At 73.0% G+C, this 13,746-nt stretch carries 10 protein-coding genes; 3 read left to right on the forward strand and 7 right to left on the reverse strand.

The features are described from left to right. Positions 1-35 precede the first annotated feature (35 nt). Complete coding sequence (locus tag E1289_RS06110) at positions 36-824, forward strand: DUF2249 domain-containing protein (RefSeq protein WP_131976180.1); 789 nt, start codon at positions 36-38, stop codon at positions 822-824. A 58-nt stretch (positions 825-882) separates the two neighbouring features. Here the strand turns inward: E1289_RS06110 and metH are convergent, their stop codons facing one another. From metH to E1289_RS06130, 4 genes are all read right to left on the reverse strand, one after another. Continuing rightward, positions 883-4,494: a methionine synthase gene (gene metH / locus E1289_RS06115; RefSeq protein WP_131976182.1), complete on the reverse strand. Its 3,612-nt coding sequence runs from the start codon at positions 4,492-4,494 to the stop codon at positions 883-885. A gap of 125 nt (positions 4,495-4,619) precedes the next feature. Further along, positions 4,620-5,018, reverse strand: a complete 399-nt coding sequence (locus E1289_RS06120) for a DUF6221 family protein (protein ID WP_131976184.1) — start codon at positions 5,016-5,018, stop codon at positions 4,620-4,622. A gap of 53 nt (positions 5,019-5,071) precedes the next feature. Then, positions 5,072-6,325: a lipase family protein gene (locus E1289_RS06125; protein WP_131976186.1), complete on the reverse strand. Its 1,254-nt coding sequence runs from the start codon at positions 6,323-6,325 to the stop codon at positions 5,072-5,074. Between the two features lie 158 nt (positions 6,326-6,483). After that, complete coding sequence (locus tag E1289_RS06130) at positions 6,484-7,680, reverse strand: glycosyltransferase (RefSeq protein WP_243712639.1); 1,197 nt, start codon at positions 7,678-7,680, stop codon at positions 6,484-6,486. 76 nt (positions 7,681-7,756) lie between these two features. On the opposite strand from E1289_RS06130, the gene E1289_RS06135 reads away from it, so the two are divergent. Continuing rightward, positions 7,757-9,151 (forward strand): class I SAM-dependent DNA methyltransferase, encoded by a 1,395-nt coding sequence (locus tag E1289_RS06135; protein ID WP_131976188.1) that lies wholly within the window; start codon positions 7,757-7,759, stop codon positions 9,149-9,151. Next, positions 9,144-10,178: a restriction endonuclease subunit S gene (locus E1289_RS06140; protein ID WP_131976190.1), complete on the forward strand. Its 1,035-nt coding sequence runs from the start codon at positions 9,144-9,146 to the stop codon at positions 10,176-10,178. Before E1289_RS06135 ends, E1289_RS06140 begins: the two co-directional genes overlap by 8 nt. Before the next feature lie 53 nt (positions 10,179-10,231). Here E1289_RS06140 and E1289_RS06145 read toward each other — a convergent pair whose 3' ends face one another. The 3 genes from E1289_RS06145 to E1289_RS06155 all read right to left on the reverse strand — a co-directional run. After that, positions 10,232-10,549 (reverse strand): hypothetical protein, encoded by a 318-nt coding sequence (locus tag E1289_RS06145; protein WP_131951188.1) that lies wholly within the window; start codon positions 10,547-10,549, stop codon positions 10,232-10,234. A gap of 54 nt (positions 10,550-10,603) precedes the next feature. Then, positions 10,604-11,383, reverse strand: a complete 780-nt coding sequence (locus tag E1289_RS06150; RefSeq protein ID WP_131976192.1) for a methyltransferase domain-containing protein — start codon at positions 11,381-11,383, stop codon at positions 10,604-10,606. Between the two features lie 95 nt (positions 11,384-11,478). Then, the coding region (locus E1289_RS06155) for a 3'-5' exonuclease (RefSeq protein ID WP_131976194.1) at positions 11,479-13,746 on the reverse strand (2,268 nt) is incomplete at its 5' end.

Consider the following 13,746-nt stretch of genomic DNA (forward strand, 5'->3'; position numbering starts at 1 on the left):
TAAAAAAGCAGTCCGGCACGAGGAGTGATGTGCTCATGACCACAACGACCGCGAGCCCGCAGCAGGAGACCGTGCGGGCGATCCTCGACCACCACGAGCGGCTCGGCCGCACCATGGCCGACCACGTCCTCACGATCTCGCGGGCCGCCGACCAGCTCGCCGCGCCGCACGAGCGGCGCGACCGGCTCGTCGCGTTCTGCGCCGAGGAGGTCGTCCCGCACGCCGAGGCCGAGGAGAGGACCCTGTACCGGGCGGCCGAGGACCTGCCGGAGGCCCGCGCCCTGCTGCGCGCGATGGTGCGCGAGCACACCGTGCTGAAGGAGCGGATCGCCGAGCTGGAGGCGGCGCGCACGCCGGCGGAGACGGTCGCCGCCGCGTCCGCCGTCAACGCCCTGTTCCAGTCGCACCTGGAGAAGGAGAACGACCTGCTGCTGCCCGCGCTCGTCGCCGAGGGCGTCGACCTCGGGGCGCTGCTCGCGGGCATGCACGAGATCCTCGGCGGCCACGAGCCCGAGACGGCCGGCGCCGCGGCCGACGGGCACCACTGCACGTGCGGCGGCCACGACGACCCCGGCACGCCCGGCGCGACCGCCGAGGTCACCGGCGGGGAGCTGGACGTGCGCACCCTCGTCCCGGCGCAGCGGCACGAGCAGATCTTCGCCGCCTTCGGCGCGCTCCCGCCCGGGACGGCGTTCGTGCTGGTCAACGACCACGACCCGAAGCCGCTGTACTACCAGTTCGCCGCCGAGCACCCCGGCGAGTTCACCTGGGACTACGAGGAGGCCGGCCCGGAGGTCTGGCGGGTGCGCATCGGCAGGCCGTGACCCCCTGAAACTCGCCTGACGGCCGCGGCGCGGCGGCCGTCAGGCGGTCCCGGAGGCGTCAGGACGGGTCGTAGGCCAGGTTGGGGGCCAGCCAGCGTTCGACCTCCGCCACGGGCAGCTCACTGCGGCGGGCGTAGTCCTCGATCTGGTCCTTGCCGACGCGGCCGACCGTGAAGTAGCGGGACGCCGGGTGCGCGAAGATCAGGCCGCTGACGCTGGCGGCCGGGGTCATCGCGAACGACTCGGTGAGCTTCATGCCGAGGCGGCCCGCGTCCAGCAGGTCGAACAGCCGCTGCTTCAGGCTGTGGTCGGGGCTCGCCGGGTAGCCGAGCGCGGGCCGGATGCCGCGGAAGCGCTCGGCGTGCAGGTCCGCCAGGGCGGGGTCGGCGTCCGGCTCGAACCAGGCGCGGCGGGCCTCCAGGTGGATGTACTCGGCGAACGCCTCGGCCAGCCGGTCCGCGAGCGCCTTCACCATGATCGACTTGTAGTCGTCCTGCTGCTCCTCGTACTTGGCGGCGAGGTCCTCGGCGCCGAGGACCGTCACGGCGAAGCCGCCCAGATGGTCGCCGGACGAGGCGATGTAGTCGGCGAGGCACCGGTTCGGGCGGCCCTCCGGCTTGGACGTCTGCTGCCGCAGCATCGGGAACCGCGTCTCGGGCAGGACGATGTCGTCGCCGTCGGAGTGCGCCGGCCAGAAGCCGTAGGCGCCCTGGGCCTCGAACGCGCCGTCCGCGATGATCTGGTCGAGCAGCTCGTTGCCCTCGTCGAACAGCTCCCGGGCGACGGGCTGGTCGAGGATCGCCGGGTACTTGCCCTTCAGCTCCCACGCCAGGAAGAAGAACTGCCAGTCGATCATCTCGCGGATCGCGGTGATATCGGGCTGGACCACCCGCACGCCGGTGAACGCCGGAGTCGGCAGGTCGCCGAAGTCGACCGCCTCGCGGTTCTCCCTCGCCCGCTCGTAGGTCAGTAGGGGGCGGCGCTGCTTGTTCTCGTGCTGCTCGCGCAGCCGGGCCTGCTCCTCGCGGTTGGCGGCGGCGAGCGTCTCGGCGCGGCCCTCGTCCAGCAGGTCGGACACGACGCCGACGACGCGGGACGCGTCCAGCACGTGCACGGTCGTCGCCTCGTACGCGGGCGCGATCTTCACGGCGGTGTGCTGCCGGGACGTGGTGGCGCCGCCGATCAGCAGCGGCAGCCGCATGCCGCGTCGTTCCATTTCCGCGGCGACGGAGACCATCTCGTCCAGCGACGGCGTGATCAGCCCGGACAGCCCGACGGCGTCGGCGTTCTCCGCGATCGCGGTGTCGAGGATCTTGGCGGCCGGGACCATGACGCCGAGGTCCACGACGTCGTAGTTGTTGCAGCCGAGCACGACGCCGACGATGTTCTTGCCGATGTCGTGCACGTCGCCCTTCACGGTCGCGAGGACGATCTTGCCCTGGCCGCGCTCGTCGTGCACGCGCCCGGCGCGCAGCGCCTCCTCCTTCTCCCGCTCCATGAACGGTTCCAGGTAGGCGACCGACCGCTTCATCGCGCGGGCGCTCTTGACGACCTGCGGCAGGAACATCTTCCCGGACCCGAACAGGTCGCCGACGACCTTCATGCCGTCCATCAGCGGGCCCTCGATGACGTCGAGGGGACGGGCGGCCTTCTGGCGGGCCTCCTCGGTGTCCTCCTCGATGAAGTCGACGATGCCGTGCACCAGGGCGTGGGACAGGCGCGCCTCGACGGGCGCGTCCCGCCAGGACAGGTCGACCTCGCGCTTGGTCGCCTCGCCCTTGACGTTCTCGGCGAACGACACGAGCCGGTCGGTGGCGTCCGGGCGGCGGTCGAACAGGACGTCCTCGACGAGCTCCAGCAAATCCGCCGGTATGTCCTCGTAGACGGCGAGCTGCCCCGCGTTGACGATGCCCATGTCGAGGCCGGCGCGGACGGCGTGGTACAGGAACGCCGAGTGCATCGCCTCGCGGACGACCTCGTTGCCCCGGAACGAGAACGACAGGTTCGAGATGCCGCCGCTGGTGCGCGCACCGGGGCAGCGCTCCTTGATGAGCGGCAGGGCGTCGATGAACGCCTTGGCGTACCCGTTGTGCTCGCTGATGCCGGTCGCGACGGCGAGGACGTTCGGGTCGAACACGATGTCCTCGGCGGGGAACCCGGCCTTCCGGGTGAGCAGGTCGTAGGCGCGCCCGCAGATGTCCACCTTGCGCTCGGTGGTGTCCGCCTGGCCGGCCTCGTCGAACGCCATGACGACGACGCCGGCGCCGAAGTCGCGGATCCGGCGGGCCTGCTCCAGGAACTGGTCCTCGCCCTCCTTGAGGCTGATCGAGTTGACGACGCCCTTGCCCTGGACGGTCTTCAGCCCCGCCTCCAGCACGCTCCACCGCGAGCTGTCCACCATGATCGGGATGCGGGCCACCTCGGGCTCGGTCGCGATCAGGTTCAGGAACGTCGTCATCTCCCGCTCGCTCTCGAGCAGGTCGGCGTCCATGTTGACGTCGAGGAGGTTCGCGCCGCCGCGCACCTGCTCCAGCGCCACGTCCACGGCGGCCTGGTGGTCGCCCGCCTCGATGAGCCTGCGGAACCGCTTGGAGCCGGTGACGTTCGTCCGCTCGCCGATCATGATGAAGCCGGTGTCGCGGCCGATCTCGAACGGCTCCAGGCCGCTGAAGCGCGACGCCTTCGCCGGACGGGCGACCTCGCGGGGCGCGGCGTCCCGGACGGCCTCGGCGATGCGGGCGATGTGGCCGGGGCCCGTCCCGCAGCAGCCGCCGACCGCGTTGACCATGCCGGACGCGGCGAACTCGGCGAGCTTGGCCGCCGTCTCGTCCGGCGTCTCGTCGTAGCCGCCGAACGCGTTCGGCAGCCCGGCGTTCGGATAGCTGGCGGTGTAGGTGCCGGCGATGCGCGCCAGCTCCGCCACGTGCGGGCGCATCTCGTCGGCGCCCAGGGAGCAGTTCACGCCGACGACGAGGGGCTCGGCGTGCTCGATCGAGCGCCAGAACGCCTCGACGGTCTGGCCGGAGAGCGTCCGCCCGCTCAGGTCCACGATCGTCACCGAGATCCACAGCGGCAGCTCGGGGGCGGCCTCGCGGGCGGCGGCGATGGCGGCCTTCGCGTTCAGCGTGTCGAAGATCGTCTCGATGAGGAGCAGGTCGACGCCGCCCTCGGCGAGGCCGCGGATCTGCTCCGCGTAGGAGTCCTTGACCCGGTCGAAGGTGACGGCGCGGTACGCGGGGTCCTCGACGCGCGGGGACAGCGACAGGGTGACGTTCAGCGGGCCGACGGAGCCGGCGACGAACCGCCCGCCGAACTCGTCGGCGGCCTGCCGGGCGAGGCGGGCGCCCGCGACGTTCATCTCGTGGACGAGACCTTCGAGCCCGTAGTCGGCCTGGCCGATGCTGGTCGCGGTGAACGTGTTGGTCGTCGTGATGTCGGCACCGGCGCGCAGGTACTGCCGGTGGACGTCGAGGATCACGTCCGGGCGGGTCAGGTTGAGCAGGTCGGGGTCGCCGGTGACGTCCTTCGGATGGTCGCCGGCCACGCGGTCGCCGCGGTAGTCCTCGGGGGTCAGGCCGGCGCCCTGGAGCATCGTGCCCCAGGCCCCGTCCAGGACCGCGATGCGCCGTTCCAGTAGCTCGCGAAGTTCGTTGTCGTTGATTTCGAGCACCTCCCGTCTTGAGTGGGAGGCGCCCTTGTTTCACCGACTTGCGGACCGAGCGTGGCGGGCTCTCGCCCGTTGCAGCGCCTCTCGGCCTCCCATCGAGATTACATAACGGGCCCCGGCCCTGTCTGTCAGGGGCGCCAATCATCTCGGTATGCGGGATGCGACGCGTACGGCAGCGCGAGGCGGCGCAGCACGTTCTCGCGGACGACCTGGGCCGCTTCGAGTTCCGGCGTGCGGTGGCCCCGGTCGAGAATCCACGCCTGTTTCTCGTAGTCGTCGACGATCTGGCGCACGGCGGCCACCTGGGCGAGCGTCCGGGCCGGGTCGTGCCGGGCGATGTGCTCGGCGTATGCGCCGTTCTCCGCCTTCGCGACGTGGGACGAGGCCGCGTCATCGGCGTCCTGGGGAGAGGGCGGGTCGGTGTGGATCGTGCCGGAGGACGCGGTCTGCCAGGGGAGGCCGGAACAGTCGCGGGCGATCTGCTCGTCCCTTGCCAGCCGCGCTCGGAGGAACTCCACCAAGTCCATGAGGCCATCCTGCCCCGCGGGTGGGACAGGACGGCCTCGCCGGGTCATCCGATTCAGCTGGGGCAGTTGCCCTGGACGGGCTTGCCTGCGAAGCGGTCGGTGATGAAGGTCATCGCGTCCGGGTGGCTCCAGAGCATGCCGGTGGCGTGCTCGGCGGCCGGGTAGGTCTTCCACGTCACGTTGGCGCCCTTGGCGCACCACGCCCGGTGCAGCGTGTCGGCCTGCTGGAACGGGATGATCTGGTCGTGGACGGCCTGGGTCTGCAGGACCGGGACGCTCGGGGCCGTCCCGCCGAGCTTGTTGGCGTCGAGCGCCGCCTGCCACCGCGGGTCGTCCAGCGGGTTGCTCGTCGCGTAGTCGCCGATGCGCTTGAAGGCCGTGTCGATCAGCGTCGCCGCGCCGTCCACGCTGGCCAGGCACATCTCGCGGGCGTTCTCCAGCAGTTCGCGGCCCGCGTCGTTGAGGTACCCCTCCAGGTCGAGTTCGGAGTAGGCGCTGTCGAAGCCGACCGCGGACATGAACATCAGCGCGATGAAGAGCGACCCGTCCAGGTTCTCGGCGACGGCGCGCAGGTCGGCGGGCACTCCCCCGGCGAAGACGCCCTTGAGCGGCACGTCCGGCGCGTAGGACCGCGCGAGCTCCGCCGCCCAGCCCGCCGACGTCCCGCCCTGCGAGTAGCCCCAGACCGCGACGGGCGAGCCGCCGAGGCCGGCGCCGGGGAGGCGCCGCGCGGCGCGTGCCATGTTCAGCACGGCCTTGCCCTGGGAGCGGCCGACCTCGTAGGTGTGCCCGCCCGGCGTGCCGAGGCCCTCCATGTCGGTGACGGCGACGGCCCAGCCCTTGTTGAGCGCGTCGATGATCATCAGGGACTCGTAGTCCAGGCCCGTGGTGAGGGTGTAGGACGGGGCGCACGAGTCGCCGAGGCCGCGCGTCCCCACGGCGTAGGAGACGAGGGGCCGCCGGCCCTCGCCCGTCCACGGCCTGGTGGGCACGAGGACGATCCCCGACACGGCGATCGGCGTGCCGTGCACGTTCTCCGACCGGTACAGGACCTGCCACGACGTGACGTTCTCGACGGGCGACCGGCCGAACGGGTCGACGGTGAACACGGCCGGGCGCGACCTGATGATGTCGCCGGAGGCCCCCTCCGGGAGGGGCGCGGGCGGGCGGTAGAACGGATCTTCCGCGGGAGGCACGGTGTCCTGGGGAGCCGCGGCGGCCGGCCCCTGCAGCGCGGTCACCACGAGGGCGACCCCGAGCCAGGACGCCAGCACGGCGCGCAGGACGTGGCGGACTGTGATGGACATCGACCCAGTGACCCTTCGTCATCCCCCATACCGTCCGGGTGACGGTCACCTGACAGTAACGTCACTAGACGCTTACTCCAATAGCGCTGGATGATGGAGGCAGATGTCGGATTTATTCGATTCTGATAAGCACCGGAGGCCAGCTGGCCGGTCCTCGGTCAGGTGCCCGTCGGCCGGCTCTTCTGAGAAACGGCCGTGCGGCCCTTCCAGGCGCCGCCCCGCCCGGCGCGGTGCCGGCGGGCCGAATCGACGGTCATGGCCGCGTACATCAGGGCGACGAGCGGGAGGGCCGGGGCTCGCAGCGGGGACAGGCGGTAGTGGCGGAGCGTGGGCACGTAGGTGGCGGCCATGACCGTCCACGCGAGGAGGCCCGCCGCGGCGGGGACGGCGGCGTGCCGGGCGTCCAAGGCGAGGCCGGCCCATCCGGCGGCGGTCGCGACGGGCGGGACCGCGTAGCACAGCAGGAGCGCGGCGATCGCGCCGGCGAGGAGGGCCGGTGAGTAGCGGAGCTGGTCGTAGGCGCTGCGGGCGACCATCGTCCACAGGTCGGCCAGGCGCGGGTAGGGGCGGCGGCTGACCACGTCGCGGCTCAGGTCCAGGCGGCACCGGCCACCGGCGCGCTTGAGCAGGCGCCCGAGCGCGACGTCGTCGATCAGCGCGCCGCGGATCGCGGCGAGGCCGCCGGCGCGGGTCAGGGTCGCGCGGCGGACGAGCATGCAGCCGCCGGCCGCGGCGGCCGTGCGGGCGCCGTCGCGGGTGACGCGGCGGAACGGGTAGAGCTGGGCGAAGAAGTACACGAAGGCGGGAACGATCAGCCGCTCCCAGCGGGTGCGCGTGTTGAGCGTGGCCATCTGGGACACGAGGTCACGCCCCTCGGCCGCGGCGACGCGCACGAGCCGTGTCACGGTGCCGGGCGCGTAGGCGATGTCCGCGTCGGTGAAGAGGAGGAACTCCGGTTCGCCCGCCGCCCGGACGCCCTCCGACATCGCCCAGACCTTGCCCGCCCAGCCGCGCGGCCGCTCTCCCGACTCCACCACGCGAAGCCCGCCGGGCGGACCGCCGGAGGGACCGCCGCCGAGGCGGGCCGCCACGTCCGCGGTGCCGTCGGTGCTTCCGTCGTCCACGACGATCACGGCGAAGGGGCCCGGATACTCCTGGGCCAGCAGGGTCGGCAGGGTCTCCGGGAGCACGGCGGCCTCGTCGCGGGCGGGGACCACCGCCACCACCCGGGGCCAGCCGGGCGGGTCGGCGCCCTCCGGAAGCCCCGGGCCCGTCCGCCAGAAGCCGCCGTGGCCCAGCGCGAGGTAGAGCCACGCCGCCAGGGCGGCCAGCGCCAGAACGCCCAACACCGACACGTCGGCAGCCTCGCAGTGTCCGTGGCCGCGCGTCCAACTCCGTAGGCTTCTGCGCGAGTCGGGAGGAGGGAGCGCGATGCCGGGCCGCGAGGAGAAGGACGTCCTGTGGAGGGCCGCCGACAAGCTGCGCGGTTCCGTCGACGCGTCGCGGTACCGGGACTTCGTCCTCGGGCTGGTCTTCCTCAAGTACGTGTCCGACTCGTCCGGCGAGGGCGGGTTCCGGGTGCCGGACGGCGCGCGGTGGGCGGACATCACCGCGCACGCGGGATCGGGTGAGATCGGCGCGCTCGTCGACGCGGCCATGGGGGCGGTGATGACGGCCAATCCGCCGCTGGCCGGCGTCCTCCCCCAGATCTTCGGCCGGGACGGGGTGGACCAGCGCCGGCTCGGTGAGCTGGTGACACTGCTCGGCCGCGCCGAATTCGGCGGGAGGCGGGACGTGCTCGGCGAGGTCTACGAGTACTTCCTGGAGAAGTTCGCCCGCGCGGAGGGAAAGCGCGGCGGGGAGTTCTACACGCCGTCCAGCGTGGTGAAGCTGCTGGTCGACGTCCTCGAACCCTTCAGGGGCCGGGTCTACGACCCGTGCTGCGGGTCGGGCGGGATGTTCGTCCAGGCCGAGAGGTTCGTCCTGAACCACCGGGGGCGGCGCGCCGACATCGCCGTGTACGGGCAGGAGGCGAACGCGCGCACGTGGCGGCTGGCCAAGATGAACCTCGCCGTGCACGGGATCGCCGGAGACCTCGCGGAACGGTGGGCGGACACCTTCTACGAGGACGCGCATCCCGGGCTTCAGGCCGACTACGTGCTGGCCAACCCGCCGTTCAACATGTCGGACTGGTACCGGTCCCCGGACGATCCGCGGTGGCGGTTCGGCGTCCCGCCCGCGGGCAACGCCAACTTCGCCTGGATCCAGCACATCGTCGCCAAGCTCGGCCCGCGGGGCCGCGCGGGCGTGGTGATGGCGAACGGGTCGATGTCGTCCCGCCGGGCGGCCGAGAGCGAGATCCGCGCGGCGCTGGTGGAGGCGGGCCTGGTGTCGTGCGTCGTCGCGCTGCCGGGCCGGCTCTTCCGGACGACCCCGATCCCCTCCTGCCTGTGGTTCTTCGACCGGGACGCACGCGGCGACGTGCTGTTCGTCGACGCCCGCGCCATGGGCACGATGGTCGACCGCACCGAATGCGTGCTCACCGACGCCGACATCGCCAGGATCTCCGGCACGTACCGTGCCTGGCGCGGCGGCACCCACTCCGACGTGCCGGGATTCTGCTATTCGGCGGGCCTGGAGGAGATCAGGTCCCACGACCACGTCCTGACCCCCGGCCGCTATGTCGGCGCGGCGGAGCCGTCCGCCGGTGGAGAGCCGGTCACCGACGAGGTCGAGCGCCTCACCAAAGAGCTGTTCGCCCAGTTCGAGGAGTCGGCGCGCCTCGACCGGGTCGTCCGCACGGAACTGGAACGGCTGCGTGAGTGACGTGCGGCTGGCGGAGCTCGTCACCTTCTCGAACGGAAGCTCGCATCCGTCCGAGGGGACCGGCTTCACGACCTATGGCGCCAACGGCGTCATCGGCACGTCCGCCGAGTGCAACGCGGCCCCGCACACCACCATCGTCGGACGCGTCGGGTCGAACTGCGGCGCCGTCCACTACAGCGAGGCCCGGTGCTGGGTCACCGACAACGCCATCATCGCCGCCCCGAAACCCGGCGTGAACCCCCGCTACGTCTACTACCTGCTCAAACGGCTCGACCTGAACAGGTACCGCATCGGTTCGGGCCAGCCTCTCCTCACCCAGGGCCTGCTGAACCGCCTCACCGTCCGGCGGATGACCCGGCCGGAGCAGGACTCGGCGGCCTCCGCCCTCGGTGCCCTGGACGACAAGATCGCGGTGAACGCCCGGATCGCCGTGCTGGCCGACGAGCTGATCCGCGCCCGCTACCGGGAGGCGGCCGCGACGGTGCCGGCGTCCGTCCCGCTCGGCCGGGTGGGTTCGCCGGTGCGGTCGAGCGTCCCCGCCGGGCGGATCGGCCGGGACGAGAACTACATCGCGCTGGAGCACATGCCCAGGCGACGCATGTGGCTCTCGACGTGGGCCGACTCGTCGGCCGTCGGCAGCGCGAAGCGCCGCTTCCGGGCGGGCGACGTGCTCTTCGGCAAGCTCCGCCCCTACTTCCACAAGGTCGGCCTCGCCTTCGTGGACGGCGTCGCCTCGACCGACATCCTCGTCGTCCGCCCGCAGGAGGCCGCCCACCGGGGCTGGCTGCTGGCGGCCCTGGCGAGCGACGAGGTGGTCGCGCACGCCTCCGCCGTCGGCGACGGCACGCGGATGCCCCGCGCGAAGTGGGCGGACCTCGCCGCCTACGAGATCCCGTGGGACGAGCGGCAGGCCCGCGCGTTCGGCGAGTTCGCCGCGCCCCTGGCGGAACGGGTGGCGGCCGCCGCCACCGAGACGCGAACCCTCGCGGCCCTCCGCGACCGGCTCCTCCCGGCCCTCATCCCCTGACCGCGCCCGAACGGCACGGACGGCCCGAACGGCACGGGCGGCACGGGCGGTGCTCAGGCGACGCGGGCCTTCGCGGCCATGCAGATGCGGGCCAGGTCGTTGAGGGCGTCGGCGCGGCGCTCGTCCAGGGACCGGTCGTCGCCCGGCCCGGCCTCGGCGAGGGTGTCGATGACGAGGGAGAACACCGGCCATTCGGCGGGGCCGATGGCGCCCTGGAAGTCGACGCCGTCCGCCAGGTCGTCCAGGTCGAGGTTGCGGGCGAAGGTGGCGAGGGCGGCCTCGGCCGCGACGACGCCGATGCGCATCGCCAGCGCGGCCGGCTCGCGATCGAGGGACCGCCCGGCACTGGTAACAACGCTACTAGAACCCATGTTCGACAACATAGAACATATGAGCGACTCGCGTCGAACAGTTGGTCGAAAACGTTACCCGACGATCGCCTGCTGGAAGAGGTAGGTGTGCGTGAAGTGCAGGACGCCGTCGACCTCGCTCGGGCGCATGCCGGTCGCCGGGCCGCCCGCGAGTTCGTCCGCCAGCTCCCGCCGGATCTGCGCGGCGACGTCGGCGGGGGTCTCGGAGAACTCCAGCCACGGGTCGAGGGGACGGACCCAGTCGAACCGGTCGGACCGCTTCACCTCCGCGCCGGAGGCCGTGACGATCTCGGCGATCCGCGACTCGGTGAGGGCGGTGCCGTGGGAGGGGTCGCGGAGGCGCTCGATGCGGTCCGGGTCGCCGGGCACGCCGTCGGGCCGGATCAGGTCGGCGATGATCAGCGCGGCGCCGGGCCGGCCGACCCGGCACATCTCCCGCACCACGGCCTCCGGGTCGGCGACCTGGTGGAGCGAGAAACGCGTGACGACCAGCGTGAACGACCGGTCCAGGAACGGCAGGGCCGTCGCGTCGCCGTGCGCGAAGGTGATGTTCATGAGCGCGGCGTGGTCGGCGTCGCGCTTGCCCTCGGCGAGCATCGCGGGCGTGAGGTCGAGGGCCGTCACGTGCCGGACGCGCCGGGCGACCGCGCGGGACACGAGCGCGGTGCCGGCCGCGACCTCCAGCACGATGTCCTCAAGGTCGAGTTCCGGTTCCATGAAGTGGACGAGCCGGTCCAGATGACGGGTGAACGCGGAGTTGCGCGCCGGGTCGGCGAATCCCGCCGCCTGCTTGGAGAACTCACGTACGACCTTCTCGTCATGGGTCACCGTCACGTCCCGCCTCCCTCGGATGGTTGCCCGGATCATCCCCGAAACGGCGTTCGGTGAACAGGGGTGCGTGAGCCGCATCACCCGACATTTCGGAGAAATCAGGCGGCGGGGACGCCGTCCAGGAGCGCGGCGAGACCGTCCGCGTCGAGCAGGTCCGCGGGACGGACCGTGACGTTCGCGCCGACGTAGTGGAACGCCGCGCTGACCCGCTCGACGTCCACCCCGGCCAGCTCCGCCCAGGCCAGCCGGTACGCGGCGAGCTGCACCGACACGAACCGCGCCTCGTCCCCGGACGGCGGCGAGCCGGTCTTCCAGTCGACGACCTCGTAGCCGCCGTCCCGGGAGCGGAACACGGCGTCCATCCGGCCGCGGACCAGCCGGTCGCCGATGATGGTCTCGAACGGGACCTCGATGTCGAGCGGCTCCCGCGACGCCCACTCCGACTCCTCGAACCGGGACCGCAGCCGCTCCAGGTGCGTGTCGTCGGCGGCGCCCTCGTCGGCGGCACCGGGCAGCTCGTCGGGGTCGAGGAGGCGCTGCTGCCCCCAGCGGCTCTCCAGCCAGGCGTGGAACGCGGTGCCGCGCCGCGCGTACGGGGCGGGCGGGCGCGGCATCGGGCGGCGGATCTGCCGGGCCAGCGCCGCCGGGTCGCGGGCGAGCGACACCAGCGACGACACCGACAGGTGCGCGGGCAGCTCGACGAGCAGGCCGTCGCCGCCGCGTCCCCGGTCGCGTTCGGCGAGGAGCAGCTCGACGTCGCGCGCCCACGCGGTCATGCGGGCGCGGTCGGCGTCGGACAGGCCGGTGTCCCCGGCCCAGTGCCGCGTCCGCCCGGCCATCTCGTCCCCGACCATGCGGGCCGCCTCGACGACGGCCTCGTGGCGTTCGCGCGCCGAGAGGTCGGAACGGCCGCGGTCGCCCGGCGCCACCGGCCACTGCTCCTCGTCGGGGTCGGCGAGCAGCGGGTTCGCGGCGCCCTCCTCGGGCGGGTCGGCCCACATTGCGACGGACCCGGCGCCGGCGAGGCATGCCGCGCGCATCTCCGCCAGGAAGGGCGACGGGCCGAGCGGGCGGCCCGACGCCCCCCACCAGTAGCCGGTGGCGATGAGCAGGCTGGACGCGCGGGTGACCGCGACGTAGGCGAGCCGCCGCTCCTCCCGCAGGTCGCGTTCGAGGCACGCCTGGTCGAAGGCGGCGAGGTCGTCCTTGTCCAGCCCGTTCAGCGGCGGCAGGTCGGCGCGGTCGCCGCGCAGCATGAACGGCAGGACGCGCGGGTTCGCCGTCCAGCGGGTGGCGTTCTGCGGCGGCGACGGGAAGATCGAGCCCTTGGCCGGGGCACCGTTCTTCTGCGGGACGTACGACAGGCCGGGGACGACGACCACCGGCCATTCGAGGCCCTTGGACGCGTGGACGGTGAGCAGCTTGACGCTGTCGGTCTCCCCGACCCGCCCGGCCTCCAGCCCGAACTCCTCCGTCTCGGCCGCCTTGAGGTAGGCGAGGAACGCGCCGAGCGTCGGGTCCTCGGCGTCGCCGGCGAAGGTGGCGGCCGCGTCGATGAAGGCGTCGAGGTCGGCGCGGGCGGTGACGGGGTCGAGCCCGGAGCGCGCGGCGACCTCGATGTCCAGCCCGAGCGCGCGTTCCACCTCGTTGACGAGGTCGGGCAGCGGCAGCCCGACCTGGCCGCGCAGCGTGCGCAGCTCGTCGCGGAGCCGCCGCAGCCGCCCGTAGCCCTCCGGTGAGTACGCGTCCGGCGGGCCGAGGTCGTCGAGCGCGTCGACCAGGCTGCCGGTCTCCTGGTTCAGTTCGCTGACGAGCTGCCGGAGCGGATCCTCGCCGTCCTGCACGGGCTGCTCGCCCGCCCCTTCCGGCGCCGCCTCCCCCGTCTCCGGCGCTGTCTCCGGCGCTGTCTCAGGCGGCGGCTCAGGCGGCCGCTCCGGTGGGGTGACGTCGCGTGCCGCATCCTGGGCGAGGGTGCGGGCGCGGCGGCCGAGGGCGACGAGGTCGCGCGGGCCGAGCCGCCAGCGCGGGCCGGTGAGCAGCCGGGCCAGGGACGCGCCGGCCGTCGGGTCGTGCATGACCCGCAGCGTGGCGACGACGTCCTGGACCTCCGGGACGGTGAGGAGCCCGCCGAGGCCGACGACCTCGACCGGGATCCCGCGGGACTCCAGCGCCCGCCTGAGGAGCGGGAACTGCGACCGTTTCCGGGCCAGGACGGCGACGTCGGCGTACCGGAGCGGTTCCTGCTGCGGGCCGCCGTCGGGGGCGGTGCCGGGGTCGGCGGCGACGAGCTGGGCGATGCGCGCGGCGATGCGGTCGGCCTCGTCCTCGACGGTGGGGAGCAGCGCGCACTCGACCCGCCCCCGGCC

It is taken from the genome of Actinomadura sp. 6K520 (assembly GCF_004349245.1).
GTDB lineage: Bacteria > Actinomycetota > Actinomycetes > Streptosporangiales > Streptosporangiaceae > Spirillospora.